Source organism: Mesorhizobium sp. P2_C5_2 (assembly GCF_056404535.1).
Window position 1 is genome coordinate 173,014 of the sequence record NZ_JBFUDV010000009.1, and the last position, 26,664, is coordinate 199,677.

26 protein-coding genes and 1 tRNA gene are annotated in these 26,664 nt (G+C 63.0%); 16 read left to right on the plus strand and 11 right to left on the minus strand.

The window, feature by feature from the left end; genetic code table 11:
• The first annotated feature begins 130 nt into the window (after positions 1-130).
• From AC1D1B_RS28380 to AC1D1B_RS28400, 5 genes are all read left to right on the plus strand, one after another.
• Positions 131-1,513 carry an ABC transporter substrate-binding protein gene (locus tag AC1D1B_RS28380; protein ID WP_477336430.1) on the plus strand — a complete coding sequence of 461 codons (1,383 nt, stop codon included), beginning with the start codon at positions 131-133 and terminating at the stop codon, positions 1,511-1,513.
• A 66-nt stretch (positions 1,514-1,579) separates the two neighbouring features.
• On the plus strand, positions 1,580-2,509 hold the full coding sequence (locus AC1D1B_RS28385) for a carbohydrate ABC transporter permease (RefSeq protein WP_477266762.1): 930 nt from the start codon (positions 1,580-1,582) through the stop codon (positions 2,507-2,509).
• Between the two features lie 10 nt (positions 2,510-2,519).
• Positions 2,520-3,353 carry a carbohydrate ABC transporter permease gene (locus AC1D1B_RS28390; RefSeq protein WP_181059742.1) on the plus strand — a complete coding sequence of 278 codons (834 nt, stop codon included), beginning with the start codon at positions 2,520-2,522 and terminating at the stop codon, positions 3,351-3,353.
• Between the two features lie 11 nt (positions 3,354-3,364).
• Positions 3,365-4,420, plus strand: coding sequence for an ABC transporter ATP-binding protein (locus AC1D1B_RS28395; RefSeq protein ID WP_477336432.1), 1,056 nt, complete (start codon positions 3,365-3,367; stop codon positions 4,418-4,420).
• The gene (locus AC1D1B_RS28400) at positions 4,417-4,581 is read left to right on the plus strand and encodes a hypothetical protein (RefSeq protein WP_477336434.1); all 165 of its coding nucleotides are present in this window, start codon (positions 4,417-4,419) and stop codon (positions 4,579-4,581) included. Before AC1D1B_RS28395 ends, AC1D1B_RS28400 begins: the two co-directional genes overlap by 4 nt.
• A gap of 22 nt (positions 4,582-4,603) precedes the next feature.
• Here the strand turns inward: AC1D1B_RS28400 and ggt are convergent, their stop codons facing one another.
• The 5 genes from ggt to AC1D1B_RS28425 all read right to left on the minus strand — a co-directional run bounded on the left by ggt (position 4,604) and on the right by AC1D1B_RS28425 (position 10,242).
• Positions 4,604-6,190 carry a gamma-glutamyltransferase gene (gene ggt, locus AC1D1B_RS28405; RefSeq protein WP_477336436.1) on the minus strand — a complete coding sequence of 529 codons (1,587 nt, stop codon included), beginning with the start codon at positions 6,188-6,190 and terminating at the stop codon, positions 4,604-4,606.
• 12 nt (positions 6,191-6,202) lie between these two features.
• A complete protein-coding gene (locus AC1D1B_RS28410) occupies positions 6,203-7,117 on the minus strand; it encodes an ABC transporter permease (protein WP_477336437.1) in 915 nt (304 codons plus the stop codon).
• Positions 7,114-8,025: an ABC transporter permease gene (locus AC1D1B_RS28415; RefSeq protein ID WP_477336439.1), complete on the minus strand. Its 912-nt coding sequence runs from the start codon at positions 8,023-8,025 to the stop codon at positions 7,114-7,116. Before AC1D1B_RS28415 ends, AC1D1B_RS28410 begins: the two co-directional genes overlap by 4 nt.
• Positions 8,022-9,107, minus strand: a complete 1,086-nt coding sequence (locus tag AC1D1B_RS28420; protein WP_477336441.1) for an ABC transporter ATP-binding protein — start codon at positions 9,105-9,107, stop codon at positions 8,022-8,024. The genes AC1D1B_RS28415 and AC1D1B_RS28420 overlap by 4 nt, the downstream gene beginning before the upstream one ends.
• A 97-nt stretch (positions 9,108-9,204) precedes the next feature.
• Entirely contained in the window at positions 9,205-10,242 is a 1,038-nt protein-coding gene (locus AC1D1B_RS28425; protein ID WP_477336443.1) for an ABC transporter substrate-binding protein, read from the minus strand.
• 249 nt (positions 10,243-10,491) lie between these two features.
• On the opposite strand from AC1D1B_RS28425, the gene AC1D1B_RS28430 reads away from it, so the two are divergent.
• The gene (locus AC1D1B_RS28430) at positions 10,492-11,193 is read left to right on the plus strand and encodes a GntR family transcriptional regulator (protein WP_181059760.1); all 702 of its coding nucleotides are present in this window, start codon (positions 10,492-10,494) and stop codon (positions 11,191-11,193) included.
• A 35-nt stretch (positions 11,194-11,228) separates the two neighbouring features.
• Here AC1D1B_RS28430 and AC1D1B_RS28435 read toward each other — a convergent pair whose 3' ends face one another.
• The 4 genes from AC1D1B_RS28435 to AC1D1B_RS28450 are packed head-to-tail and all read right to left on the minus strand — an operon-like array spanning position 11,229 to position 16,154.
• Positions 11,229-12,530, minus strand: a complete 1,302-nt coding sequence (locus AC1D1B_RS28435; RefSeq protein WP_477336444.1) for an NAD(P)/FAD-dependent oxidoreductase — start codon at positions 12,528-12,530, stop codon at positions 11,229-11,231.
• 2 nt (positions 12,531-12,532) lie between these two features.
• Positions 12,533-13,915, minus strand: coding sequence for a glutamine synthetase family protein (locus AC1D1B_RS28440; RefSeq protein WP_477336446.1), 1,383 nt, complete (start codon positions 13,913-13,915; stop codon positions 12,533-12,535).
• 6 nt (positions 13,916-13,921) lie between these two features.
• Entirely contained in the window at positions 13,922-15,205 is a 1,284-nt protein-coding gene (locus tag AC1D1B_RS28445) for a glycosyltransferase (RefSeq protein WP_477336448.1), read from the minus strand.
• A 10-nt stretch (positions 15,206-15,215) separates the two neighbouring features.
• Positions 15,216-16,154: a GntR family transcriptional regulator gene (locus tag AC1D1B_RS28450; RefSeq protein WP_477336450.1), complete on the minus strand. Its 939-nt coding sequence runs from the start codon at positions 16,152-16,154 to the stop codon at positions 15,216-15,218.
• Between the two features lie 236 nt (positions 16,155-16,390).
• Here AC1D1B_RS28450 and AC1D1B_RS28455 point away from each other — a divergent pair, with 236 nt between their 5' ends.
• From AC1D1B_RS28455 to AC1D1B_RS28500, 10 genes are all read left to right on the plus strand, one after another.
• On the plus strand, positions 16,391-17,455 hold the full coding sequence (locus tag AC1D1B_RS28455; protein WP_477336452.1) for a polyamine ABC transporter substrate-binding protein: 1,065 nt from the start codon (positions 16,391-16,393) through the stop codon (positions 17,453-17,455).
• A 94-nt stretch (positions 17,456-17,549) separates the two neighbouring features.
• Positions 17,550-18,392, plus strand: a complete 843-nt coding sequence (locus AC1D1B_RS28460; protein WP_477336476.1) for an ABC transporter permease — start codon at positions 17,550-17,552, stop codon at positions 18,390-18,392.
• Between the two features lie 186 nt (positions 18,393-18,578).
• Positions 18,579-19,370, plus strand: coding sequence for an ABC transporter permease (locus tag AC1D1B_RS28465; RefSeq protein WP_477336454.1), 792 nt, complete (start codon positions 18,579-18,581; stop codon positions 19,368-19,370).
• The gene (locus AC1D1B_RS28470; RefSeq protein WP_477336456.1) at positions 19,367-20,440 is read left to right on the plus strand and encodes an ABC transporter ATP-binding protein; all 1,074 of its coding nucleotides are present in this window, start codon (positions 19,367-19,369) and stop codon (positions 20,438-20,440) included. The genes AC1D1B_RS28465 and AC1D1B_RS28470 overlap by 4 nt, the downstream gene beginning before the upstream one ends.
• A gap of 10 nt (positions 20,441-20,450) precedes the next feature.
• Entirely contained in the window at positions 20,451-21,725 is a 1,275-nt protein-coding gene (locus tag AC1D1B_RS28475; protein WP_477336458.1) for a glycosyltransferase, read from the plus strand.
• A gap of 226 nt (positions 21,726-21,951) precedes the next feature.
• Positions 21,952-22,302 (plus strand): cupin domain-containing protein, encoded by a 351-nt coding sequence (locus AC1D1B_RS28480; protein WP_477336460.1) that lies wholly within the window; start codon positions 21,952-21,954, stop codon positions 22,300-22,302.
• A 44-nt stretch (positions 22,303-22,346) separates the two neighbouring features.
• Positions 22,347-22,718, plus strand: a complete 372-nt coding sequence (locus AC1D1B_RS28485) for a cupin domain-containing protein (RefSeq protein ID WP_477336462.1) — start codon at positions 22,347-22,349, stop codon at positions 22,716-22,718.
• A gap of 22 nt (positions 22,719-22,740) precedes the next feature.
• Positions 22,741-23,085: a cupin domain-containing protein gene (locus tag AC1D1B_RS28490; protein WP_477266744.1), complete on the plus strand. Its 345-nt coding sequence runs from the start codon at positions 22,741-22,743 to the stop codon at positions 23,083-23,085.
• Positions 23,086-23,105: 20 nt separating this feature from the next.
• Positions 23,106-24,614: an aldehyde dehydrogenase family protein gene (locus AC1D1B_RS28495; RefSeq protein ID WP_477336464.1), complete on the plus strand. Its 1,509-nt coding sequence runs from the start codon at positions 23,106-23,108 to the stop codon at positions 24,612-24,614.
• Between the two features lie 178 nt (positions 24,615-24,792).
• Positions 24,793-25,575 (plus strand): SapC family protein, encoded by a 783-nt coding sequence (locus tag AC1D1B_RS28500; RefSeq protein WP_477336466.1) that lies wholly within the window; start codon positions 24,793-24,795, stop codon positions 25,573-25,575.
• Positions 25,576-25,921: 346 nt separating this feature from the next.
• On the opposite strand, the gene AC1D1B_RS28505 is transcribed toward AC1D1B_RS28500, so the two are convergent.
• Together AC1D1B_RS28505 and AC1D1B_RS28510 are read right to left on the minus strand one after the other, a co-directional pair.
• Positions 25,922-26,320, minus strand: coding sequence for a RidA family protein (locus AC1D1B_RS28505; RefSeq protein ID WP_477336468.1), 399 nt, complete (start codon positions 26,318-26,320; stop codon positions 25,922-25,924).
• A gap of 131 nt (positions 26,321-26,451) precedes the next feature.
• Positions 26,452-26,528, minus strand: a tRNA-Met gene (locus tag AC1D1B_RS28510).
• Positions 26,529-26,664 lie beyond the last annotated feature (136 nt).

Genomic DNA, 26,664 nt, shown 5'->3' on the forward strand with positions numbered 1-26,664 from the left:
GGCTTGCTGCCGGTCGTTAACATCTCCCAACCATTTGTTGCAAGGTGCCACATTTTAAATTGCAGTACCACACATTTTGTGACAGAACGGGCGCCGGCCCGCCAGGCACGACTTCTAGGGAGAGGGAAGAATGCTCAAGCCGCTGAGACGTGGGAGTACCGCATCCGGACTGCTCGTCGTCGCCGCCCTTATGTGGCAAATCACACAGGCTGCGGCGTGGGACCTGACGGAGGCGTCGAAGCCTTACAGCGGCCAGACCATCCGCATGGTCGGCGAGGCGCTGCCGCCGCTCGAAGCGCTGAAGAAGATGGCGCCGGAGTTCGAAAAGCAGACCGGCATCCATGTCGAAGTCGAGATGTATGAGCACTCGGAAGCCGTCAACAAGGTGCAGCTCGATCTCAATTCGCATCGCGGCCGCTACGACGTCATCATCCAGCCGCACCGCGAACTCGGCAAGTTCGCCACCAACAACCATCTGGTGGAAATCGCCAAGATGATGGCCGACCCGGCTTTGCGCGATCCGACGTTCGAGCCGGAGAAGCAACTCTACCAGACCGCCTGGCACGAAATCTCCTGGTATGACGGCAAGGAGTACGGCTTCCCCTTCACCGTGCTCAACATGTTCATGTGGTATCGCTCGGACCTGCTCGCCGATCCCAAGGAGCAGGCCGGCTTCAAGGCCAAGTACGGCTACGACCTGGCGCCTGCAAAGGACTGGAAGCAGTATCGCGATATCGCCGAATGGTTCTATCGCCCCGACCAGGGCTTTTACGGCACCGCCCTGCAGGGCAAGCGCCACGAGGCGCTGTGGTATGAGTGGCTCAACTTCCTCTATTCCTTCGGCGGCGACGTGCTCGACGTGAAGAGCGGCTCGGCCTGCGGCCCGGTCATCGTCAACAGCCCCAAGGCTGTCGCCTCGCTCGAATATTACAAGAGCCTGCTGCAATTCTCGCCGCCGGACAGCCTCAACTATTTCTGGGATGACGTCATGGCGCTGATGCAGCAGGCCAAGGTCGCCGAGCTGATCATGTGGAATGACGCCACCTATGCTGTGTCGGTCGACACGACGGCTTCCACCGTCGTCGGCAAGGTCGGCTTCGATCTGGTGCCGCAAGGCGACGGCGGCAAGATCGGCCAGGTCGAGGGTTGGACCTATCTCATCCCGGTCTATTCGAAGAACCAGCAAGCCGCCTTCCTCTTCGTCCAGTGGATGATGGGCTATGACCGCCAGCTCGAGCAGCATCTCAATGGCGGCGCTTCCGGCCGGCCCGATGTCTACGCCTCGGCGGAGGTGCAGAAGCTGCCCTACGCCAAGGCATCGATGGAGGCCAACGAGCATGCGGTGCCGAAGGCGACGCTGCCGCAATCGGCCGAGATGACCGACATACTGGTGCGCGAGCTGTCGTCCTACCTCGCCGGCGAGAAGGAAGCGCAGGCTGCCCTCGACACCGCCGCCACCGACATCTCGACATTGCTCGGTTCTTGCGCACCCATGACCTATCCGGCACGATAGGTCTCAAATGTCGCGCAGAGGCTACCCGCACAAGCGGGTAGCCGTTCTTGTCCGCAGGAAACGCCCGTGACGAACCGCACTCCATCGCCGCGCGGAATGCCGCTTCTCGACCGTGGGGTGGGACCGCTGCTGATGCTGCCGGCGACGTTGCTCGTCGTCGTCTTCCTGGTCGGCCCGTTCTACTACATGGTCTACACAGCGCTGACCGACCTCAGCTTCGCCGATGCCAGCCATGCCGGCGCCTTCGTCGGCTTCGACAATTTTCGCAAGCTGATGCGCAACGACCCGTTCTTCTGGGCGTCGTTTCTGCTGACGCTGAAATTCGTCATCATCGCCGTGGGGCTCGAATTTCTACTCGGCTTTGCGCTGGCCTTCCTGATCTTCCGCTTCGTCGCCAGCCAGCGGCTTTTGACCACGCTGCTGCTCATCCCGATGATGATTGCGCCGATCGCCGTCGGGCTGATCTGGCGCCTGCTTTTGCAGGGCGATTTCGGCATGCTCACGTTCTACATGCGGAAGGTCGGCCTGCTGGCGCAGAACGCCGCAGTGCTTTCGGCGCCCGACCTGGTGTTTCCGACCATCGTCGCCATCGACGTCTGGCAGTGGACGCCTTTCGTCACCCTGATCATGCTGGCCGGGATGATGAGCCTGCCGCGCGCGCCATTCGAGGCGGCGATGATGGACGGCGCCAAACCGTTCCAGATTTTTCGCGACGTCATGCTGCCGCTGCTGCGGCCCGTGATCGCGCTGGTGCTGCTGTTGCGCGGCATCGACGCCTTCAAGGAATTCGACAAGGTGTTCCTGATGACCGGCGGCGGTCCGGGAACGCTGACCGAGCTGGTCTCGATCTACGCCTACCGCGTCAATTTCCGCAATTGGGACCTCGGCTACGGCGCGGCGGTCGCCTTCATGATCTATCTCGTCGTGCTGATCCTGTGCTCGGTCTTCTACAAGGCCGTCTACTGGTCGAGCCGCAAGCCGGCGGCGGCGTTTTGAGGACGCCGCGATGATCGACCAATCCTCGAACCGCGCCTGGAAGAGCTTTGCCTGGGCGGTACTTCTGGTCGCCGTGGTGGTGGCGCTGACACCTTACGTCTGGATGGTGCTGGCCTCGTTCAAGAACCGCGTCGACCTTCTGTCGTCGGTACCGAAATGGAGCTTCGCGCCGACACTCGCCAATTATCCGGCCGTCTTCATAGACAAGGAATACTGGCCGCTGGCGATCAATTCGGTGCTGATCTCGGTGTCGTCGACGGTGCTGTGCATCGTCATCGGCGCGCCGGCGGCGTACGGCTTTGCCCGCTCGGATTTTCCGGGGAAGGAAGACCTGTTCTTCTTCTTCCTGACCACGCGCATGGCGCCGCCGATCTCGATCGCCGTGCCGCTGTTCCTGTTCTTCACGTCGCTGGGCCTGATCGACACTATCTATGCCGTGGTGATCGCCCACACCTCCTTCAACCTGTCGCTCGTCGTCTGGATGATGCGCGGCTTCTTCGCCGAAATCCCCAGGGAGATCGACGAAGCCGCGATGATGGACGGCCGCTCGCGGCTCGGCGCTTTCTTGTTTGTCGTCGCACCGCTGGCCGCTCCCGGCATCGGCGCCACCGCCGTGCTCTGCTTCATCCTGTCGTGGAACGAGTTCCTCTATGCCTTCATTCTCGTCGCCTTCGACGGGCGGCCGCTGACCGTCGGCATACCGGGATTGGTGACACCGCACGGCACGCTTTGGGGCCAGGTCGCGGCGGTCGCTATCGTGGCGACGCTGCCGATCGTGCTTTTCACTTTCCTTGTCCAGAAACAGCTCGTCCGCGGCCTCACCTTCGGCGCGGTCAAGGGTTGAAGGGATCTTGCATGGCAATTGTTTTCGACGGCGTCACCAAGGCCTTCCCGGACGGGACGGTGGCGTTGCAGGCGCTCGACCTTGCTTTCGAGCCCGGCGAATTCCTGGTCCTGCTCGGCCCGTCGGGATCCGGCAAGACGACGGCCTGCCGGCTGCTTGCCGGCCTCGAACGTCCCACAGCCGGCCGCATCATGGTCGAAGGTCGCGATGTCACCGACCTGCCGCCGCGGCTGCGCGGCATGGGCATGGTGTTCCAGAACTACGCGCTCTACAGCCACAAGAGCGTCTACGAGAACATCGCCTATCCCTTGCGCATCCGAAAGATGCCGACCGCCGAGCTCGACCGCTGCGTGCGCGCCATGGCCGAACTGCTCGAAATCGCCCGCTACCTCGACCGCCGCCCCTCGCAACTGTCGGGCGGCCAGGCGCAGCGCGTCGCGGTGGCCCGCGCGCTGGTCTGGCAGCCGAGCCTCTGCCTGATGGACGAACCGCTGTCCAACCTCGACGCCTTACTGCGGCTCCACATGCGCACCGAGCTGAAGCGGCTGCATCGCGAACTGAAAAAGACCTTCGTCTTCGTCACCCACGATCAGGAAGAAGCGATGACGCTGGCGACCAGGGTCGCGGTGCTGCGCGAAGGCGCACTGATCCAGTACGACGACCCGCGCGAAATCTATCGGCGACCGGCCAACCGCTTCATCGCCGAATTCATCGGCCGTCCGGCGATGAACACATTCGACGGCGATGTCCGCGACGGCGTCTTCCACGCCAGCGGCTTTACCTGCCCGTTGCCGGGAAAGCCTGACGGTCCGATTACGCTCGGCATCCGCCCCGAGCAGATCCAGCTTGTCGACGTCTCCGCCGCCGATGCGATCCGGTTTACCGTCGATGTCGTCGAGCCGGTCGAGCCGGACGTGCTGATCTTCGCCAAGAGCGAGGCGAACACGCTAATCGTCAGGACAGTCAACGATGACAGCGCCTACAATCCCGGCCAGCCTTTGCATCTGCGTTTTCCGCCGGCAGCGCTGCATGTGTTCGATTCCGTGTCGGGAGCACGACTGCCGTGAGCACGCTGCTCGCTTTGGTGCCTCTGGCCGTTGCAGTCTTGGTCTGGCGGCTGTTCTACAGCTTCAACCGGTCGAGGCACTGGTTCTCGACCGGCGAACTCATTTTCTGGGACGCCATTGCCCTGGTCATCCTGCAACTGGTCTGGCTGATCTGGTTCTGAATACCCATACCAGTAGTGCAGATCAGTAGCCGAGCGCGCAGCCGTCCTTGCGTGGATCGGAGGCGCCGGTCAGCGTGCCCTTCTCCCAATCGATCAGCACCAGCTGACCGCCGCCATATGGCTCTTCTGCAATGGAAACCTGATGACCGCGTTGGCGCAAGCCGGCGATCGCCTCGGCGGGGATGCCGCGCTCCGCCAATACCGCATTGTCTTTGTAAAACACCCTTGGCGCATCCAGCGCCTGCTGCGGGTCCATCCCGAAATCGAACATGTTGGTGAGGAGATGGACATGACCGAAAGGCTGGTAACCGCCGCCCATCACCCCGAACGGCATCACCACCTTACCCCCTCGCGTCGCCATGCCGGGCATGATGGTGTGCATCGGTCGCTTTCGCGGCGCGATGCGATTTGGATGGCCTTCCGCCAGTCGAAAACTGCTGCCGCGATTCTGCAGTATGACTCCGGTCTTGGGACCGACGACGCCGCTGCCGAACGAGCCGAAGGTCGAGTTGATGAAGCTGACCGCGTTGCGGTCGCGGTCGACCACCGAGATATAGACGGTGTCGCTGCGCGGAAGCTCGAGCCGTGGCAGATGCGTCATGGCGCGAGCCGGATCGATGGCGGCGCGCAGCCGGTCGGCATAGGCGCCGGACAGCAATTGCTCCACCGGCACATTGACGAAATTCTGATCACCGATGAAAGTGTCGCGGTCCTGATAGGCAAGCCGGCCGGCTTCGATCTCCAGATGCAGCCGCTCGGCGCTGTTCGGCTCCAGCGAATTAAGCGCAAAGCCGGACAGCACGTTGAGCATGATCAGCGCCGTCATGCCCTGATTGTTCGGTGGCATCTGATGGATGTCGTAGCCGCGATAGGACGAGTTCACTGACTGAACGTAGTCGCCTTTCGTCTCGGCGAAATCGTCCAACGCATGCAACCCGCCAAGCGCGCGAAGACGCGCCACCAGATCGTCCGCGACCTCGCCTTCATAGAAACCGACGCGGCCTTGGCTCGCGATGATGCGCAGGGTTTTCGCGAGTTCTGGTTGCCGATGCATATCGCCAGCTAGCGGCGCCTTTCCCTCCGGCAGAAAGATGCGCGTGGCATGTTCGTCGGCAGCGAGCAGGGCGGCATCGTCCGCCCAATCGAAGGCGACGCGATCGTGAACGACATAGCCCTGTTCGGCATAGCGAATGGCCGGCGCCAAGGCGGCGTCGATGCCCTTCTTGCCGTGATCCTCGAGCAATCGGCACCAGGCATCGATGGCACCGGGCACGGTGACTGCATGCGGTCCGGTTCCGGGCAGTTCCGCATATCCCTTGCCGAGATACCAATCCGCTGTCGCGGCAGCGGGCGAGCGCCCTGAGCCATTGAAGGCCAGCACCTCGCCCTCGCCCTTGGGACAGTAGAGCACAAAACAGTCGCCGCCGATGCCGGTCGATTGCGGTTCGACCACCCCTTGTACCGCCGCCGCGCAGACGGCGGCGTCCATGGCGTTGCCGCCGGAGCGCAGCATGTCGATAGCGGCCAGCGTCGCCAGCGGATGCGATGTCGCCGCCATAGCTTCCGTGGCACGAACCGGCGAGCGGCCGGGGAACTGAAAATCACGCATGCACTGTCCAATCTACCGAGGAAAATTCCGAGCCTGTGCCACCCCGATGGAATTGGGATGGGCCTCTACTTTCTGTTTGAGCATGATCTTTTCCGAAAACCGGATTCCACTTTTTTGCGTCATGCTCCAACGCTTGCGGCCAAAAAGCTGTGCTGCCGAAAGCAGGACCACCGACAGCACGATCAGGCATGTCGAAATCGCGGCGATCGTCGGATCGATCTGATCGCGCAGCGCGCTGAACATGCGACGCGTCAGGGTTGTCGTCTCGCCGCCTGATATGAATAGCGACACCACCACCTCGTCGAATGAGGTTATGAAGGCAAACAATGCGCCGGAAACGATGGAAAACCGGATCTGCGGCACGGTCACTTGCCAGAAGGCCGCCAGGCGCCCGGCACCCAGGCTGCGTGCGACGCGCTCCTGGTTCATGTCGTAGGACCGAAAGCCCGAAAGGACCGTCAGCACGACCAGCGGCAGCGCTTGCACCGTGTGCGCCAGCACCAGGCCGGTCAGCGTGTTGTTGAGGCCGATGCGCGCATAGAGAAAGAACGTGCCGATGCCGATCAGGATAACCGGAATGATCAGCGAGGCGGTCAGCACCGCATTGATGAACCCGGCGAGACGCAGCGCCCCCGAATTGAGCGCATAGGCGGCGGCGACACCGATCGGTGTCGCGACCATGGTCGTCAACACCGCCGCCTTCAGCGAGACAATCGTCGCGTCGCGCCATTCGACCGACTGGAAATAGGCTTCGTACCATCGCAGCGACCAGCTTTCCGGCGGGAATTGCAACAGCGTCGAGCCGGAGAATGACATCGGCACGATGATCAGCGACGGCACGATCAGGAACAACAGCACAAGGGCGCCAACTGTATAGAGCCAAAGCCGTCGCCCGTGCGAAATCGGCAGGCCGAGATCGTCGTTCATCGCGCACCCCACGCGCTGGTCGCCCGCGCGCCCAACAGCCACCGGAACACGCCGAGCAAGCCGAGCGTGACGGCGAGCAAAACGACACCCAGCGCACTGCCGGCGCCCCAGTTGGAATAGAGGCTGGTGGTCTGCTCCATGCGCATTGCCCACATGATGACCTTGCCGCCGCCCATCAAGGCGGGGGTAACGAAGAACCCGAGGCACAGGATGAAGACGATGACCACGCCGGCGGCGAGACCCGGAAGCGAAAGCGGAAAAAATATCTGCCAGAAAGTCGCCGTTGGCGGTGCGCCGAGGTTCATCGCCGCGCGCAGATAGTCGGCATCGATCGCCTTCATCGAAGCGTAGAGCGGCAGCACGAGGAACGGCAGCAATATGTGCGTCATGCCGATGACGACGCCGGTGAAGTTATGCGCGAGCGGCAGCGGCTGGCTGATCACACCAAGATCCATGAGCCAGGTGTTCAACAGGCCCTTGCGCTGCAGGATCACCAGCCAGGCGTAGGTGCGTACCAGCACCGATGTCCAGAACGGCAGGATGACGAAGATCAGGCAGATGGAGGCGGCGCGCCGTGGCAGCTGCGACAGCATATAGGCCAGCGGATAACCGAGGAGAACGCACAGACCGGTGACGATGAACGCCACCTCGAATGTCGTGATGAAGGTCCTGACATAGGAAGCCTGCTCGACGAAGCGGGCGTAGTTCGCGCCGCTCAGCATTCCTGTCTCGTCGAACAGCGAGAGCCAGAACAGCCATCCGATCGGCAGGACGATGATGATGCCCACCAGGACGATACCGGGAGAGCACAGGCCAAGCAGAGCCAAAGACTCACGCCGGGCGTCGGCGCTCAGCACGTCCGCGTTCAGGCCGCCGCGGTCTGGAAGGTCTGCGGGTGCTGCGCTCATATCTCGTCCGCCAACAGGATCGCATCCTCCGCCTCGATGCGAAGCCGCACCGGTTGGCCGGCGCCCGGCAGACGGGTCAGCACGTCGCCACGGCAGTAATCGCGCAGCGCGATCTGCTGGCCATCCGCCAGCGTGGCGTAGCAGATGAAGCTGTCGCCTTGATAGACGACATCGCGCACCGTGGCGTCGAGCAGGTTGGCGTTGGCAACTGGTTCGGCATCGGCGGCGAGCCGCACCCTTTCCGGCCTCACCACCAGCCAGTGCCGCCCCGGCGAGGGCAAGGGCGAAGCGGTGTAAACACGCTTTGCCGCATACCAGACACTGTCGTTGCGGCATTCGACGGGAATGAAGTTCGATTCGCCGATGAAGCCGGCGACGAACCTGGTGCGGGGCCTGGCGTAGAGCGTTTCGGGCCGGTCGAGCTGCTCGATGCGGCCTTTGTTCATGACCGCGATGCGGTCCGACATGGTGATCGCTTCGCGCTGGTCGTGGGTCACATAGACAGTGGTCATGCCGAGCCGGCGGTGCAGGCTGCGCAGCTCGATCTGCATATGTTCGCGCAACCCCTTGTCGAGCGCCGAAAGCGGCTCGTCCATCAGCACGATGCGCGGCTCGAACACGATCGCCCGCGCCAGCGCGACGCGCTGACGCTGTCCGCCCGACAATTGGTCGACACCACGGTCGGCCAGACCCTGCAACTGCACCAGATCAAGCGCCTTCTCCACGCGCTCGGCCGTTTCCGCCGCGGGCGTGCGGCGCTGCTTCAACGGAAAGGCGATGTTGTGGAAGACGTTCATATGCGGGAAAAGCGCATAGTTCTGGAACACCATGCCGATGTTGCGCTTGTGCGGCGGCTTGGCGATGACTTCCTCGCCGCCAATGCCGATGCTTCCGGCATTGGCGCGGACGAACCCGGCCAAGATCATCAGCAGTGTGGTCTTGCCCGATCCCGATGGACCCAGCAGCGTCAGGAATTCGCCGGGAGCCACATCGAGGTTGAGGTCGCTGAGGACTGGCACGCTGCCAAAACGCTTGGCGATCCCTCGAATGTTGATCGGCGGCGCCGAACGCGCAATGGACAATTTCAGTGCTCCTTCGGATACTTGCGGCGCGAAGCGGACAGCCGGCCGATCGAACCTGCGTCGGTCCGCTGGATCAGCCAATCATCGATTGGCCTGCTCACTGCTGGATCAAATTGTCGAATTTCTCCGTGGCCTCCACGAGGTTGTCGCGCCAGAATTCCGCATCCTGCAGAACTTGTTTCTTGACGTTCTCGGGAGCGGAATTGATGTCCTTGATCCTCTCCTGCGGAATCTTGCCGGTTTCGAAAGCCTTCTCGTTCACTGGCCCATTGTCGACATACAATGGCAGGTTGGCCTGGAGTTGCGGGCTCACGAACATGGCAAGCGCCTTCATAGCGATGTCCTTGTTTTTCGAACCTTTGGGAATGACCATGCAGTCTGCTGTCAGCACACCCTGATCGAACGAGAAGCTGACCGGGGCCCCTTCTTTCTTCAAGGTGCCGGCGCGTCCGTTCCAGATGCTTGCCATGTCGACTTCGCCGTCCTTGACCAACTGCATGGCCTGGGCGCCGGAGGTCCACCAGGCATCGATATGCCCGCGGATCTTGTCGACGGATTTCAGCGCGCCGTCGACGTCTACGGGATAGACCTTGTCGATGGGGATGCCTTCCGCAAGCGCTGCTACGCTGAGCGTTTCAGTCGCCTGGCTTCCGCTCAGTGCACGCCGGCCCGGAAACTTCTCGACGTTCCAGAAATCGGCCCAGGTCTTCGGTCCTTTTTCGCCGAAGACATCGGTCCTGTAGATCAGCACGACCGAGGTATAGGAGATGCCAACCCAGTCATCATGCACAAGCTTCGGATTGATCCCGCTCTTGTCGATGACATTGTAGTCAAGTTTCTCGAACAGGCCTTCTTTGGAGCCCCGCGCGCATTCATCCGCGCCAAGCTCGGTGATGTCCCATTTGACGGCATTGCCGGTTACCTGAAGTCGGACGTCGTCGAGACCGTTGGTGGTGTCTTCCTTGATCGTAATGCCGAGCGCATCGGCGGTCGGCTTGAAGAACGCCTTGGCCTGCGCTTCCTGATAAGTACCGCCCCAGGAAGCCACCGCAATCGTATCTGCGGCAAGCGCCTGTGCAACAGGTATGGTTATCCCAATCACAGCTAACGCGCTGGCAACTCTCGATTTTCTCATCGTCGTGTTCCCCTGAAGCCATTTGTTGATCTGGCATTCTATTTTGTATACAATTTCGAATGTAACTTGCTCAGAAAACGGATGTCAACTTGAAAGATCGCGCTTTTTCCAACAGGCTTGCCGCGCCATGGCGGAAGATGCACCTTGGTCTTCGCAGGGTTCGCAGCCACGCCGTCCGGGCGTGACTTCGTCAGCGCAAGGCCTTTTGGATCAGGCCTCGACGACCGGTACGGGAGACGGAACATCGCAATGCCCACGAGAAAAAAGAACACGCTTCGCGAATCCGTTTACGGATCGATGAAAGCGATGATCGTCACCGGACAGCTACCTCCCGGAGCGCGCGTCACCGAGAACGATCTGGCGATCAGGTTGAAGGTCAGCCGCACGCCGGTGCGCGAGGCGCTCAACCGGCTTGAACAGGACGGCCTGGTTGTCGGCCGCCCGCGCCAGGGCTACCTCGTCAAGGAATTCGACATCCATATGTTCCGCGAGGCATTCGAGATCAGGGAATTGCTGGACGGCTATGCGACCGAGCTGGCGACCGCCAAGGTCACGGCCGCGGACAAGGAACGCCTTCGCGAAATGGTGCGGGAATGCGAGCGGCTGGCCGCGCTGCCGACACGCAGTTCGGATGACATGTTCCAGGAACTGCAGATCGGCATGGACATCCACCGCACCATTGCTCAAATCAGCGGCAATGTGATGCTGAGCGGTTTGCTGAACGGCATCCTCGACAAATGCCAGCACTATGTCTGGATGGAACTGCTCAGGCTGGACGAATGGGGAATAGCCCGCGACGAGCACTTCGAGATCGTCGAGGCCATCTGCGCTGGCGACGCGGCGCGGGCCGTCGAGTTGACCCGCGCGCACATCCGCGGATCACGCAACAACATCCTTCGTTTGCTGCAGGCAAAATCCGACTACCAGACCTTTCTTGCCCGCGCATCGTAGCGCGGCGCAAACCTCTCCATCGTCTCTCCGCAGCCTCAATGCTTGATGCGGTCGCGCATGGCGTACCACAACATGCCCAGCACATAGAGCGGACCGCGCAATGCCGTTCCGCCCGGGAACGGCATCGGCGTCAGCGTCGAGAACAGATCGAGCCGTGAGGCATCACCGGTGATGGCTTCGGCGAGCAGCTTGCCCGGGAGCGTCGACAGGATGACGCCCTTGCCGGAATAGCCATGCGCGAAATAGACCTCGCCATAGTGCCCGACATGCGGCAGCCGCGATGTCGTCACCGACACCAGCCCGCCCCAGGCATGGTCGATGCGGCAGCCCTTGAGCTGCGGAAAGGTGGCTTCCATATGCGGCCGCACGAAGCCCGCAATATCGGCCGGCGGCGACGGCGTGTAGCGCTCGCCGCCACCGAACAGCAGGCGTCCATCCGCCGACATACGGTAATAGTTGACGACGAAGCGTGTGTCGGACACCGCGACATTGGCCGGAATGACATTGCGCTTGCCCTCCAGCGGCTCGGTGGCGACGATATAGTTGCCGACCGGCATAATCCGGCTGTTGACGCGCGGCTCCAGCCCATGCAGCAGCGCGTCGCCCGCCAGCACGACATGCTTGGCCCTGACCGACCCCTTTGCTGTCGAGACCCGGATCGAAGGCTCGCGTTCCAGCTTCACCGCCACCGAATTCTCATGGATGACGACGCCGGCGGCCACGGCTGCACGGGCAAGGCCGAGCGTATAGTTCAGCGGATGCATATGGCCGCCGAGCGGCTCATACATCGCGCCATGGTAAGGCGTGTCCACCTTGTCGCGTGCCTGCGCCGCCGACAGAATCTCGACGTCACGAAACTTCATCGCGGTCTCGAGGCATTTCGCCTCTTCTTCGAGGTCCCTAAGGTCCGAACTGTTGACTGCACCGACCAGATGGCCGGTCAGCCTCAGATCGCAATCGATGGCGTGGCGCTCGATGATGTCGAGCACCAGGCCGCGCGCCTCGAAGGCGAGGTCGAACAGCACCTTCGCCCGCTCGGGCCCATAGAGCTTGACCAGCCCCTTGGCGCCCTTGCGCAGGCCGGGGATCATCTGGCCGCCATTGCGGCCCGATGCGCCCCAGCCGATCTTGCCGCCTTCGAGCAGCACCACCTTCAGGCCGCGCTCGGCGGCATGAAGGGCGGCCGACAGGCCGGTGCAGCCGCCGCCGACCACCACCAGGTCGGCGTCGACATCGCCCACCAGCGCCGGATGATCCGGCGCCGGATTGGCGGTGGCGACATAATAGGATTTGCCGATATCGAGACCGGAATTGAAACCCGTTGAACTGGAGGCCATGATCACACCTTCAGCAGCAGGTGGTCACGTTCCCAGCTCGTCACCACGCTCTGGAACAGGTCGAGCTCGACGCTCTTGACGCGCAGATAGGTCTGGAAGAAATCCTCGCCCAGCAGCGCCCGCACCGGCTCGCAAGCGGTGAAACGATCAAGCGCCTCCTCCATGGTTTTCGGCAGCGTGCTTTTGATCTTGTAGGCATTGCCCGACGCTTCGGCCGAGCGCGCCAGTTTCTGCTCGACGCCGAGATAGCCGGCGAGCAGCGAACCGGCGATTGCCAGATAGGGATTGCAATCCGCACCCGGCAGCCGGTTCTCCACCCGCCGTGCGGCGCGGCCACCGGCCGGCACGCGCAGGCCGCAGGAGCGGTTGTCATGCGACCATTCGATGTTGGCCGGCGCGCTGTGGTTTGGCCTTATGCGGCGGAACGAATTCACGTTCGGCGCAAACAGCGGCATGATCTCGGGCACGTATTTCTGCAGGCCGCCGATGAAGTGGCCGAACATTTCGGTGTCGGTATCGTCAGCGTTGGCAAACAGCGCTGCACCCGTCTTCTCATCGATGATGGACATGTGCAGGTGCATCGAGCTTCCCGCCTGCGCCGCGATCGGCTTGGCCATGAAGGTGGCGTGCATGCCGCTCTGCTGCGCCGCCTGACGCGTCAGCCGTTTGAACAGCAGCACCTGGTCGGCCAGCGGCACCGCGTCGCCATGCAGCAGATTGATTTCCAGCTGCGCCGTGCCGGATTCATGGATCAGCGTGTCGAGCGGCAGGCCGGCGGCCGCGGCACAGTCATAGACGCGCCTTATCACCGGTTCGAATTCTTCCAGCGCCACCATGTCATAGGGATGCTGCGAGCCTTCGGCGCGGCCATTGGCGCCGACCGGCGCGGTCAGCGGCTGATCGGGGTTTGGGTTGGGCGCGGTCAGATAGAATTCGACCTCGGGCGCCACCACCGCGCGCCAGCCGCGCTGGCGGTAGAGATCGAGCACGGCGCGCAGCACATGGCGTGGCGAGGCCATCCATGGCCTGCCGTCCATGTGGAAGGCATCGGCGAAGACATAGGCTTTGCCGGCACCGCCGCCCGGCGCCAGGCACAGCGTCGAGACGTCAGGCACCATGCGCATATCCGGGTCCTGATAGGCAAAGCCCTCGTCGATCGAGCCGGAATAGCGGCCATCGATGCTGACCAGGAAAGCGCTGCTCGGCAGATAGAGAGCGCGGTCTTCGAGCGCCTTGAGGAATTTGGCCGTCGGCAGCGCCTTGCCGCGCAGCACGCCGTTCATGTCGGGCACCAGGCACTCGACTTCCGTGATGCCGTGCTGGGCGAGCCAGCTCTTGGGATCGTTGCCGGTGAAGAGAGCGGTGTTCGTATTTTTGTCCTGCATTTTGGTTCACGTACCTATGAGAGAGAGTATGGCTTGCGCGGCCACATCCGTTCCAGGGGTCAGCGCCATCTTGGGAGCATTGTCCCTGAGGCGGGCGCGCATGGCGTCGTCGGCCAACAGGCCGAGAATGGCTCTCTCCAATCCCCCTTCGGTCCAGGCGTCGCGGCCGATATGGTCGCCGACGTCCGTCTCTCCCGCGCGTTGCGCATTGTCGTGACCGTCCCAGCAATAGGGCATGATCAGCGACGGCACGCCGAACCGCAGCGCCTCGCAAAAACTGTTGTTTCCTCCGTGATGAATAAACAGGTCCGACTTCGCCACCACCGAAGGCTGCGGAAACCAGGCGTCGAGATAGACATTGTCCGGCACCGCGCGATAGGCGTCGCGCAGACCGCCGGCATTGACGATGAAGCGCGCCGGCAGCCGGTCGAAGACCGCGAGCATGCGCTCGATCAGTCCCACATCCATGGCGCCGAGGCTGCCGAAGCTGACATAGACCAGCGGCCCGCCATTGCGCGGAAACACCGGCACTTCGAACGGTCCTTCCGACCGAACGCAGCCTTCGAGATAGATGAAGCGATCCGGGTCGAGCGGCTCGGCGCGCCCGCGCCGTACGATCGCCGGCGTCAGCAGCAGATTGAGGTCGGGCGATGTCTCCAGGAACAGGCCCTTGGGCAAAGGCGCCAGGCCGGCATCCGCGCGAAAACGGTTGAAGCGGTCATGTGCCGGCGCCGATGCAGAGAGATAGCGCGCTTCGAACGCCCCACGTTTCGGGTCATCGGCAGCCATCCCTGAGAGGTAAGGTGGCACCTCGGCATCGGGCAGTTCCGTCTCGGCGCAGGAGACGACGCGCACCCACGGACAGCCGGCGGCAGCAATCGCCGGAAACATGATGACATTGTCGAGCACCACTGCATCCGGCTTCAGCCGCGCCAGCAATTGGCGCAGCGGCGCCTCGGCATTGACCGCGGTGTCGACGATCGCCTGCCAGGTCGGCGCGACATAGGTTTCGAGCTGGTCGATCGGGCTCAACCTGAAATGCGGCAGATGCCGGCGCACGAAGGCCTGCCAATAGCTCTGGCGTTCGCTGTCGCTCAGCGGCTCGTCGGTCGGCAGCTGGTATTCCTGGAAACCATAGTCGGCAAAGACGCCGGAGAAACCGGCATGGCAGATGAAGACGGGCCGGGCGCCCCGTGCGCGCAATGCCTGTGCGATACCGACGCAATTCAATGCGGCGCCGAAACTGGCTTCGGGGAACAGCGCGATGGTCGGGCTGGCTTTACGCGTCAATTATTCCTCTTCAGTCCGGCCGGCTGATCATGCCGAACAGTGCGGGAGCTCCGCGGCTGGCCGCTTGCGGTCGCTGGTTGCGGGAGAGCCGCAGGTGGATGCGAAGCAGATCGGCAGCCACCTCATACTGCCGGCTTTCAAGATAGTCGAGTATGCCTAAGTGTTCGCGCAGCGATTGCCGCAGCCGGAACACATTGACGCCGGCATAGATGCCCGGCAGCCGGCGCAGTCTCAGATGGTCGGCCAGAGCATCGGACACAAAGCGGTTGGCGCAGCCCTCGGCGATCATGCCATGGAAATCCATGTCCACCCGCTGGAACTCGCGCGTGTCGAATGACGCGTCCGGCAATGCCGACAGCGCTTCCATGCCCTGGCGCAACGCTGCCGCCCGCGTGCCGTCAAGCCGGAAGCCCGGCATCAGGATCGCTGCCGGCTCCAGCAGCAGCCGAAACTCGTAGCTTTCACCCTGCGCCTCCGGATCGTCGGGCGCGCGGCGGAACAGCCAGGACTGGCCGGGTGCGCGGTCCAGAAGATTCTCATCGGTCAGTTTGTTGAGCGCTTTTAGTACCGTCTTGCGCTCGGCATCATAGCGCCGCATCAGCCCCGCGACGGTCACCGTCTGGTCCAGCCTGCGCGCCGAGCGGTCGCGCAGGATCGCTTCAGCAAGCTCGTCTTCCTCGGCGTTGGGAAGCTCGGCTGCGATAGCCGGCTGCGCGGCGAGGTCGACCGCCAGATGATAACCGGTATCGGCCTCCCAGCGCACCACGCCCCGCTCTGCGAGCAGACTGAGCGCAGCACGTACCGGCGTGCGCGAGACATTGCATAGCGAGGCGATCTGCTGTTCGGGCAGGCGCGCGCCGGGCTCGAAGCGGCGCTGGCGCGCCACATCCAGGATGCGCTGCGCCAGATCGAGATGGTTGGTGCGAGGTCGTCGGGCTACGGCTTGCATGACAATTCCCGAATACGAATGTGACCGCATTGGTTTGGCCGGCTGCCGGAACGGGTGCAATCGGCCAGATTCCTGGGTCGGTCGACAAATTATGGATTGACGTACTTTTTTCTGCAATAGTACTGTCAGCACAATCGGCGAGAAAAGACCGAGGGAACAGGATCGAGGCAGCGGCGCGGGTCGCCGGCTTTGGTCCGGCAAATGATTTCGACGATCAAACCGAATGGGAGTCTGCCATGACCGCTACCAGCCTGCGGCGCCGTGCGCTCAATATATCTTCAATCGCTCTCGGCTTCGCTCTGACGCTCTCGGCGCCGGCGATGGCCGCCGACCTCGTCATTTCCAACTGGGACGGCTACATGGCGCCCGACGCCATGGCCGCCTTCAAGACCGCCACCGGCGTCTCCGGCGAAGTGGTGGTGCACGCCACCAATGAAGAGATCATGGGCAAGCTGATTGCCGCCGGCGGCAAGGGCTATGACGTGGTCTTCGTCTCCTCGCCCTTCGCCGAGGTGCTGAACAAGCTCGGCCTGACCGAGCCGGTCGATCACGCCAAGATCCCCAACCTTGCCAACCTCTACCCCGAAGCGACCAAGCTGCCGCACGATGTCGGCAACAATTTCTCCGTGCCCTACACCTGGGGCACGACAGGCCTTTGCTATCGCTCGGACCTGGTCAAGGTAGCGCCCACCAGCTGGAGCGACCTGCTGGCGCCTTCCGATGAGCTGAAGGGCAAGACCACCATGTTGGCGACCGATCGCTGGCTGCTGGCCGCCGGGCAGTTGGACAAGGGCTATTCGGTCAACGAGACCGACCCGGCCAAGATGGCCGAGGTCAAGGACCTCTTGATCTCGGCCAAGAAAACCCTGCTCGCCTATGACGACACCACCTTCTACTCCAAGCTGGTGTCCGGCGAGGCGCTGATGGTGCAGGCCTGGGACGGCTGGTGCAATTACGGCATCGCCGACAAGCCCGAGATCAAATACGTCATCCCGAAAGAGGGCTCGGATCTCTGGGTCGACACGATGGTGGTGATGAAGGCGTCCGAGCACAAGGACGACGCTTTCAAGTTCATCAACTTCATGCTCGACGCCAAGAACCACGCCTGGGCGGCACAGAACATTGATTACAAGGTGCCGAACAAGCCGGCCATGGAAAGCCTGCCGGCCGACTTCCTGGCCAAATTCCCCAATATGGCGATGCCGGTGGCCGACCTCGTCAAGTTCGAACAGCTGCGTGACGTCGGCGAAGCCCAGCGCGACTATTCCAAGATCGTCAGCGAGATCAAGGCCGCGCAGTAAGCGGCGCAGACATCACGGCCGGCGGTGCTTCTGCTGCCGGTCCTGAGCGGTACCTGAAGAATTGTCCCAGACCCGACTTCGTTCCTCCTTGCTGATGGCCCCGGCGCTGGTCTGGCTGACTGCGCTGATGGTTATTCCATGTGCGCTGGTGCTGGCGCTCGCCTTCTTCCGGCGCGGCATCTATGGCGGCATCGACTACACCTTTACGCTGGAAAATTTCGGCCTGGTCTTCGACCCGCTCTATGCCGGCATTTTCCTCAATTCGGCGCGCATCGCCGGCACCGCGACCCTGATCGCGGTGGTGATCGGCTATGCCGCCGCCTATGCGATCGCGGCCGCCCCGCGCCGGTGGCAGCCAATCTTCCTGTTCTTCGCCGTGCTGCCGTTCTGGTCCAACTATCTGATCCGCACCTATGCCTGGATCGTGCTGCTTAACCGCGAAGGTCTGATCACGCAGCTGTTGCGCTGGTTCGGCTACACCGGCGAGCCGCCATCGATGCTCTACACCGAAGGCGCCGTCATCGCCGGCCTAGTCTACAACTACCTCCCCTTCGTCATCCTCGCCTGCTACGCGCCGCTGTCGCGGCTCAACCCGGAACTCGCGGAGGCCTCGCGCGATCTCGGCGCGTCGGCAGCGACCACCTTCCGCCGTGTCATCCTGCCGCTGACCGTGCCGGGCATTGCGGCCGGCGCCGTCTTCGTCTTCGTGCTGTCGATCGGCAATTTCGTCACCCCGGCACTGCTTGGCGGCGGGCGTTTCCAGATGATCGGCAACCTTGTCTACGATCAGTTCCTGACCGCCAACGACTGGCCGTTCGGCGCAGCGCTTGCCATGGCGCTGATCGCCATCATGCTTCTGGTGCTGATGGCGCAGGCGCTCGCCGCCGACCGCGCCTCGGGGCGTGCGGCTGAGGCAAAGGGTGACGCCGATGGCTGAGCGCGGCGCGATCCTTGCCTTCTCCCCGTTCACGGGGAGAAGGTGCCCCGAAGGGGCGGATGAGGGGCCGCGTCAACCTTTGCGACGCTCAGCGCTGCCCCTCATCTGCCTGCCGGCATCTTCTCCCCGTGAACGGGGAGAAGGACTCTGGTCGTTCGCTAGCCTCCCAATTGTCGGAGGCTAGCGATGACCCATTCCTTCACCCGTACGCTCGGCATGCGGACGATCCTGATTCTCGTCTTCGCCTTCCTCTACATCCCGATCGCCGTGCTGGTGGCGCTGTCCTTCAACGAAGGCGGGCTGCCGACGGCGTGGTCGGGCTTTTCGCTGAAATGGTACATTTCTCTGGCCAGTAATTCCGCGATCCTGTCCGCCGCGCTCAACACGCTGATCGTGGCGCTGGTTTCAACGGCCATCGCCACGCTGCTCGGCACGCTGCTGGCCATCGGCGTCGAGATGCGCCGGCAATACGGCAAGGGGCTCGAAGCCCTGATCTTCGCGCCGATGATCATCCCCGACATCGTGCTGGCGATCGCGCTGCTGTCGTTCTTTTCCATGCTCAACCTGACCATGGGCCTGCACACCATCATCCTCGCCCATGTCGTCTTCAACCTCGCCTTCGTCTGCTCGGTGGTGCGTGCAAGGCTGAAGAGTTTCGACTGGTCGATCGTCGAGGCCTCCGCCGATCTCGGCGCCTCGGCCATCACCACCTTCCGGCGCGTGACCTTGCCGGTCATCGCGCCGGCGGTGATCGCCGGCGCCCTGCTTGCCTTCACGCTCTCGGTCGACGAGTTCATCATCGCCTTCTTCACCGCCGGCGCCGGCCGCGCCTCGACCACGCTGCCGATGCAGATCTACGCCATGATCCGCTTCGGCATCACGCCGGAGATCAACGCACTGGCGACCATCGTCATGGCGGTTTCGATCACCGCGCTCACCCTGTCGCAGCGGCTCAACCGTGGGATCATCGGCCAATGAGCGAACCGCGCACGCTGCTCGCCATCGACAACGTGTCGAAGAATTTCGGCCGCGTCACCGCCGTCGACGGTATCTCGCTCGATATCAGGGAAAACGAGTTCTTCGCCCTGCTTGGTCCCTCCGGCTGCGGCAAGACCACGCTGTTGCGCATGCTGGCTGGCTTCGAGACGCCCACGGACGGACGCATCCTACTCGATCGCAAGGACATCGCCCGCACCCCGCCCAACAAGCGGCCGGTCAATCTGATGTTCCAGTCCTACGCGCTGTTCCCGCATATGAGCGTTCGCGCCAATGTCTCCTACGGCCTGGAGATGGAGCGCCTGCCGGCGGCTGAAATTCGCTCCCGCGTTGACGCCATTCTGGCGACCACCGAACTCGTCCCGTTCGCCGACCGCAAGCCGGAGCAGTTGTCGGGCGGCCAGAAGCAGCGCGTTGCGCTCGCCCGCGCCCTGGTCAAGCGGCCCCGCCTGCTGCTGCTCGACGAGCCGCTCGGCGCGCTCGACAAGAAGCTGCGCGGCGCCATGCAGCTGGAACTGAAGCGCTTGCAGCACGAGGTCGGCATCACCTTCGTCATCGTCACCCATGATCAGGAGGAGTCGCTTGTCATGGCTGACCGCATGGCGGTGCTGAAAGACGGCAGACTGCTGCAATGCGACACGCCGCACGCGATCTACGAACACCCCGCCGACCGTTTCGTCGCCGACTTCATCGGCGTGATGAATTTCGTGCCGAGCAAGGCATCAGCCGACGGCGTGATAGCGGCGAACGGCGCACACATCACGGGCAAGGTTCCCGCAACGCTTTCGGCCGGTGCTTCCGCTGTCGCCTCGGTACGGCCCGAGCGCATCCGATTGTTCCCCTCAGCCGAGACCGCCAACCGCACCACGGGCACGGTCGAGGCGCTGGCCTATCATGGGCTGGACCTGCAGTTGCATGTCCGCACTGCCCTGTCGCCGAAACCTTTCCTGGTACGTGTCACTGCCGATGCGGCAGACCGCCGGCCGGTCGCGTCGGGCGACCAGGTCGAACTCGGCTGGGACGCTGCCGATGTCAGAATTTTCGCAGAATAGGAGAAGCCTGATGGCGCAGAAGACGATCGCGTTTTTTCCCGAAGCGGCCTACGGCCCGGCGCTCAATTCCGTCGGCATCGCGCAAGCCGTCGAGGCACGCGGCCACAAGGCTGTGTTCCTGTCCGATCCCGGCTTCGTCGATGTCTACAAGGGCTACGGCTTCGAGGCGCATCCGGTGAACCTGTCGGAGCCGATGCCGCCCGAGCAGATGGCGAAATTCTGGGAAGACTTTATCAACGGCCACATCCCGAACTTCCGCAAGTCGCCCTACGACCAGGTCGACAATTATGTGAAGGATTGCTGGACGGCGATCGTCGACAGCGCCAAATGGGCGCAGAAGGATCTGCCGCGCGTTCTGGCCGCCATAAAGCCGGACGTCATCTGCGTCGACAATGTCATCCTGTTCCCGGGCATAAAACAGTTCGGCAAGCCGTGGGTGCGCGTCATCTCCTGCTCCGAAAACGAGATCGAGGATGAGGACATCCCGCCGCATCTCTCGGGCTGCGGCGAGAACGACCATGTCGGCCATCAGCGCTACCGCGATCACTTCAACGCGGTGATCAAGCCGATCCATGACGACTTCAACGCCTTCCTCACCGCCAACAACGAGGCGCCCTATCCGATCGGTCAGTTCTTCGAGGCCTCGCCCTATCTCAATCTGCTGCTCTACCCCGAAGCGGCAAAATTCAAGCGCCGAGACCCGCTCGACCCGGCGAAGTTCCAGTATCTGGAAGGCTGCGTCCGGCAGGAGAAACCCTACGCAATACCGACCTTCGCCGAGAACAATGACGGGCCGCTGCTCTATGTCTCCTTCGGCAGCCTCGGCGCCGGCGACGTCGATTTGTTGAAGCGCATCATCGCGACGCTGGGCAAGACGCGCTACCGCGCGCTGGTCAATGTCGGCGGCTACAAGGACCAGTATACCGATGTGCCCGGCAACGTCATTGTCGAGAGCTGGTTCCCGCAGCCGTCAGTCATCCCGCAGGTCGATGCTGTCATCCACCATGGCGGCAACAACTCGTTCACCGAGTGCCTCTACTTCGGCAAGCCGGCCATCATCATGCCCTACGTCTGGGACGGCCACGACAACGCCACAAGGGTCCAGGAAACCGGCCACGGCTTCGGCATGCCGCGCTATGACTGGAGCGATGCCCAGCTGATCAGCAAGATCGAGACCTGCCTGACCGACCCGAAGATGAAGGCGAAGCTGGCCAAGACCTCGGCGCAGATGCAGGCGCAGAACGGTCCGGAAAAGGCTGCCGGGCTGCTGGAGGCGCTGCTGTGAGTGCGATGTCGAGCCTGAGCACCCCCCTCTGTCCTGCCGGACATCTCCCCCGCAAGGGGGGAGATTGGCGGCTTCACCGCCGGTTCTCACCCTGCAGCCTTGGTGATTGGCGAAAGCCGAGACGACATCTGATCTCCCTCCTTGCGGGGGAGATGGCCGGCAGGCCAGAGGGGGGTGCCCTGGCGCGACATGTCAGCGTGAGGCCTCGCGCAGCCGGAGCATCCGCATGACCTCCTCCGCCCCGCACCTCTATCAGGCTTCCTCCCGCACTGACCTCGTCGACTGGGGCGTCCAGCCGGATGCGCTGGACGGCGCTTCGCACTCGACCGGCAAGCTCGTTCACAAGGGACCTGACAACCAGCCGGAAGCCGGCATCTGGGTGTGCACCCCCGGCAGCTGGCGCCTCTCGATCCCGCACGACGAATTGTGCCATTTCGTCGCCGGCCGCGCGACCTACCGGTCGGATGTCGGGGAAGTGATAGAAGTCGCTGCCGGGACCGTGGTCATGTTCCCCGCCGGCTGGACTGGCGAGTGCACGGTGCATGAGACCATGCGCAACGTCTACATGCTGGCTTGAGAAGCTTGATCCCGAAAAGTGGGAACCGGTTTTCGGACGAGATCATGCTTAACCAAGAATCCAGGGAGCACGACATGCCGACACCGCACTGGCCAAAAGCCTCGACCGTAGAACTGGAGGATTGGGGGGCGGGCAGCAACACGCTGGCCGGCTCACCGCGAGCCTCGGGCAAGATCCTGTCGCAGAACCCGGACGGGTCGAGCGAATGCGGCCTGTGGTCATGCACGCCGGGCAGCCGCAAGGTCACCTTTGCCGCTGACGAGTTCTGCCATTTCCTGTCCGGCCACGGGACTTATGTCCACGAGAATGGCGAAGAAATTCCGGTCGAGGCCGGCACGCTGGTGTTCTTCCCGGCCGGCTGGACCGGCACCTCGACAGTCACCCAAACGCTAACCAAGGCCTTCATGTGCCGCTGAGCTCTTTTTCAAGGAAATCGCTATGACCACGCCCATCATGAAATCGCCGCTCGCCATCACCGACCTCGTCGACTGGGGCGTCATCCCGACCATGATCGAAGGAGAGTCCCACACTTCGGGCAAGCTGCTCTACAAGGGTCCGGAAGGCCGCTCCGAATGCGGCCTCTGGGTCTGCACCCCCGGCAAATGGCACTGCCATGTCACCCGCGACGAGTTCTGCCACTTCCTCGAAGGGCGCTGCACCTATGTCCATGAATCCGGCGAAGTGATCGAGATCGAGCCGGACACGGCCGCCTTCTTTCCGCAGGACTGGAAAGGCGTCTGCACCGTCCATGAGACAATCAAGAAGGTCTACATGATCCGCTGAGCGGACCTGAAAGGACAACCATGCATTTCTCCGCTGACCGGCCGGCTTTCTTCGTCAATCCGGACTACCGGCCGATGACCGGCGCGGCAAAACCGGTGATCGACCCGGCGACGCTGGAAACGGTTGGCGCCATCGCCGCGGCCAGCGATGGCGAGATCGACGCCGCGCTGACTGCCGCAACCAAGGCGCAGGCCGCCTGGAAGAAACTCGACGCCAAGAGCAGGGCCAAGCACTTGCATGCCGTCGCCAACGCCATCGAGGCGGCGGACTTCACCCGCTGCGCCGAACTGATGGTGCGCGAGATGGGCAAGCCCTATCCCGAAGCGATCGGCGAGATCGCCAATTGCGCGCCGATCTTCCGCTACTACGCCGAAATGGCGCGCGACGATGCCGGCAAGGTCGCCGGCACGACGCAGGCCGGCTCGTTCCAGTATGCGCGCTACGAGCCCTATGGCGTCTCCGTCCACATCATGCCCTACAATTTCCCGATCCTGTTGATGTGTTGGACGGTCGCGGCCTCGCTTGCCGCCGGCAATGCCTGCATCATCAAGCCGGCCGAGGCGACGACGCTGTCCACGCTCGACTACATGATGGTGTTCCGCTCGCTGCCGCAGGGACTTGTCTCCTGCCTGCCCGGCGCAGCCGCCACCGCGCAGGCATTGATCGCTTCCGACCGCACCCACGCCGTTGCCTTCACCGGCTCGGTCGCCGCCGGCAAGGCGGTCGCGGTCGCCTGCGCCGAACGCATGAAGCCTTGCGTCATCGAGGCCGGCGGCAGCGATCCGCTGATCATCAGCCAACACGCACCGCTGGAGGTGGCCGCGGCCGGCAGCGTCACCGCCGCCTTCCACCTCACCGGCCAGGTCTGCACTTCGGCCGAGCGCTTCTTCGTCGTAGATTCCGTGCATGATCGTTTCGTCGAACTTTTCGCCGAGAAGACGCGAGCGCTTCGCATCGGCAACGGCATGGACAAGACCGAGATCGGCCCGCTGGTCAGCGAGGCGGCCCGGGCGAAAGTAATGCGGCTGGTCGACGATGCTATCAGCAACGGCGCCACAGCCGTTACCGGCGGCCGCATCCCGCCGGCGCACAACACAGGCTGGTTCTACGAACCGACGATCCTGACCAGCGTCACCCCCGATATGGCGATCGTGCGCGAAGAGTGTTTCGGGCCGGTCGCCGCGATCTGCCGCGTGAAGGATTTCGACGAGGCGATCCGGCTTGCCAATGACAGCCCGTTCGGGCTCGGCGCTTCGGTCTTCACCACCGATCTTACCGAGGCGCATGAGGCGGCCGAGCGGCTCGAGGCCGGCATGGTCTGGGTCAACAACCCGCTGATCGACAATGACGCCCTGCCCTTCGGCGGCTGGAAGGCCTCAGGCCTTGGCCGCGAACTCGGCCGCCAGGGGCTCGATGCCTTCCGCCGCTCGAAGATGGTGATCATCGACCACAAGCCGGCAATCCAGGACTGGTGGTATCCCTACCCCGACAGCTGGTTCCGCGCGAGCGGCGGCCGCAAGCACGTGTGAGGTGATGCGGCAGGGCTTTGCGTCAGCCGATGCCGTGCCGCTCGCTCGCCTTGAATCGCCTCCCTTGCCCGCCAATGTCGCCGCTCGGCGACAAGCTGCCCATAGGCGCTGGCGGCACATTGCACCCTAGCCGCTGCGGGCCTAAACCCGGGTTGGGCGCAAGAGGAGAGCAACGACGATGACCGATGCGAAACAGGAGACGGCCCCGGCCCCGGCGGTCAACGCGTTGCCATTGTTCTACGCAAAGCCCGAGGCGCTCAATCCGGCACGGCACAGTTCGCTTGGCCTGACCGCGCGGGCCGATTTCTCCTTTGCCCGCACCGCGCACGCAATACCCGTGGTCGCCTCGGAGATGCCGGCGGCGATGCGCTCCTACCCCATCGTCTTTATTGGCGCCGCCAGGGCGCCTGTTATCATCACGGGCCTGCGCCAGGACCAGAACCTGTTCGTCGGCGCCGACGGCAAATGGGCGGAGCCGCATTACATTCCCGCCTATGTCCGCCGCTATCCCTTCATCCTCGCCGATGAATCGAAGACGACCGGCCGGCTGACACTGTGCGTCGACCGCACCAGCGATCGCGTCGTTGATCAGGCATCATCGCGCGCAGACGGCGGCAAGATCGCGCCCTTCTTCGACGGCAATGAGCCAGCCGAGGCCTCGAAACAGGCGCTCGCCTTCTGCAGCCAGTTCCAGACCGACTTCAACGCCACGCGCGCCATGATCGACAAGATCGACGCGCACGGCCTGTTCGCGCCGCGCCAGAGCAAGGTGACGCTGGAAGGCGGCGAGACCCTCAACCTCACCGACTTCCAGGTGATCGACGAGCCGGCCTTCAACAAATTGAGCGACGAGGCATTTCTCGATCTGAGGAAATCCGGCGCGCTGGCGCTGCTCTATTGCCACCTCGCTTCCAGCAATAGCTGGACCTCGCTGATCTATCAGGCATCGTTGCGGAATTGAGTGGCAACGGACACAAACGAAAACGGCCCGCACAGAGCGGGCCGTTTTTGGATCTGAGCCAGGATCAGAAAGTAAGCCAAACCTTACTGATAACGCTGGTTGGCGCTATGCGGTCGAGGCGGATTTCCTGCCATGCTGCAGCGATGACGCCGCTCCGGCCAGATCGGCGACGTCTTCGGTCGTGGTCGAAAACGAGGTCACAAAGCGGACGATGCCTGGCTCCCAGCGGTCGTGGTAGAAGTGAAACCCGAGGTCGAGCAGACCGCTGACAAGCGGCTTCGGCAGGCGGCAGAAAAGGATGTTCGCTTCAGGCCGCTTTGGCGGCTTTACGCGTCCTCACTTAGCCCTAGGAGTCGATGACCGCGATCGCATCGACCTCTATCAGGTAGCCAGGAGACATCACAGCTATGCCGACCACCACGTTTGCTGGCTTGTGCTCCCCGAACAACTCGATCTGGGCCTGTTCGATGATCGGCACGTGTTCGTCGCGTTTGTAATCGACGATGTAAATTGTGATCTTGCAGACGTGCTCAGGCCGAGCGCCGACGGCAGCAAGCGCGCGGCCAAGATTCCCGAACGCCAGGCGCGCCTGGATCGCGAAATCACCATAGCCAACGAGCTTGCCGTGTATGTCTTCCGGCTGTTGGCCCGAGACGAACACCAGCTTGCTTCCTGTCGCGATGACGACCTGGCTGTAGATTTCCGGCACCGGCAGATCACTGGGATTTATGCATTCGAGCGGCATTGGATAAGTCTCCTGGCTGATGGGAGCTGGCTGCTTCGCGCAGATCGAAATACTAGGGCAGGCGGCGGTGGTTGAACCAGTCCAACCGGCAGCGGATACAAAAAGGCCCGCACGAGGCGGGCCTTTTGATTTGGTTGCGGGGACAGGATTTGAACCTGTGACCTTCAGGTTATGAGCCTGACGAGCTACCGGGCTGCTCCACCCCGCGTCAACCTTACAAGTAAGCCGAGGCTTACTGGATTAGAAGGGCCGCCAAATGAAAGGGCCGCTTGCGCGGCCCGAGCTCCCGTTTGGCGGGCCTATCGTAAAAGAGAAGATTCCACTCCATCCAATTTCTGGATGTG

Coding starts and splice junctions, on each gene's coding strand:
- AC1D1B_RS28465 (WP_477336454.1), top strand. CDS start 18,579: ATGACCCATTCCTTCACCCGTACGCTCGGCATGCGGACGATCCTGATT.
- AC1D1B_RS28430 (WP_181059760.1), top strand. CDS start 10,492: ATGCCCACGAGAAAAAAGAACACGCTTCGCGAATCCGTTTACGGATCG.
- AC1D1B_RS28505 (WP_477336468.1), bottom strand. CDS start 26,320: ATGCCGCTCGAATGCATAAATCCCAGTGATCTGCCGGTGCCGGAAATC.
- AC1D1B_RS28475 (WP_477336458.1), top strand. CDS start 20,451: ATGGCGCAGAAGACGATCGCGTTTTTTCCCGAAGCGGCCTACGGCCCG.
- ggt (WP_477336436.1), bottom strand. CDS start 6,190: ATGCGTGATTTTCAGTTCCCCGGCCGCTCGCCGGTTCGTGCCACGGAA.
- AC1D1B_RS28390 (WP_181059742.1), top strand. CDS start 2,520: ATGATCGACCAATCCTCGAACCGCGCCTGGAAGAGCTTTGCCTGGGCG.
- AC1D1B_RS28435 (WP_477336444.1), bottom strand. CDS start 12,530: ATGGCCTCCAGTTCAACGGGTTTCAATTCCGGTCTCGATATCGGCAAA.
- AC1D1B_RS28395 (WP_477336432.1), top strand. CDS start 3,365: ATGGCAATTGTTTTCGACGGCGTCACCAAGGCCTTCCCGGACGGGACG.
- AC1D1B_RS28500 (WP_477336466.1), top strand. CDS start 24,793: ATGACCGATGCGAAACAGGAGACGGCCCCGGCCCCGGCGGTCAACGCG.
- AC1D1B_RS28410 (WP_477336437.1), bottom strand. CDS start 7,117: ATGAACGACGATCTCGGCCTGCCGATTTCGCACGGGCGACGGCTTTGG.
- AC1D1B_RS28440 (WP_477336446.1), bottom strand. CDS start 13,915: ATGCAGGACAAAAATACGAACACCGCTCTCTTCACCGGCAACGATCCC.
- AC1D1B_RS28480 (WP_477336460.1), top strand. CDS start 21,952: ATGACCTCCTCCGCCCCGCACCTCTATCAGGCTTCCTCCCGCACTGAC.
- AC1D1B_RS28485 (WP_477336462.1), top strand. CDS start 22,347: ATGCTTAACCAAGAATCCAGGGAGCACGACATGCCGACACCGCACTGG.
- AC1D1B_RS28460 (WP_477336476.1), top strand. CDS start 17,550: ATGGCCCCGGCGCTGGTCTGGCTGACTGCGCTGATGGTTATTCCATGT.
- AC1D1B_RS28495 (WP_477336464.1), top strand. CDS start 23,106: ATGCATTTCTCCGCTGACCGGCCGGCTTTCTTCGTCAATCCGGACTAC.
- AC1D1B_RS28450 (WP_477336450.1), bottom strand. CDS start 16,154: ATGCAAGCCGTAGCCCGACGACCTCGCACCAACCATCTCGATCTGGCG.
- AC1D1B_RS28380 (WP_477336430.1), top strand. CDS start 131: ATGCTCAAGCCGCTGAGACGTGGGAGTACCGCATCCGGACTGCTCGTC.
- AC1D1B_RS28470 (WP_477336456.1), top strand. CDS start 19,367: ATGAGCGAACCGCGCACGCTGCTCGCCATCGACAACGTGTCGAAGAAT.
- AC1D1B_RS28455 (WP_477336452.1), top strand. CDS start 16,391: ATGACCGCTACCAGCCTGCGGCGCCGTGCGCTCAATATATCTTCAATC.
- AC1D1B_RS28425 (WP_477336443.1), bottom strand. CDS start 10,242: ATGAGAAAATCGAGAGTTGCCAGCGCGTTAGCTGTGATTGGGATAACC.
- AC1D1B_RS28490 (WP_477266744.1), top strand. CDS start 22,741: ATGACCACGCCCATCATGAAATCGCCGCTCGCCATCACCGACCTCGTC.
- AC1D1B_RS28415 (WP_477336439.1), bottom strand. CDS start 8,025: ATGAGCGCAGCACCCGCAGACCTTCCAGACCGCGGCGGCCTGAACGCG.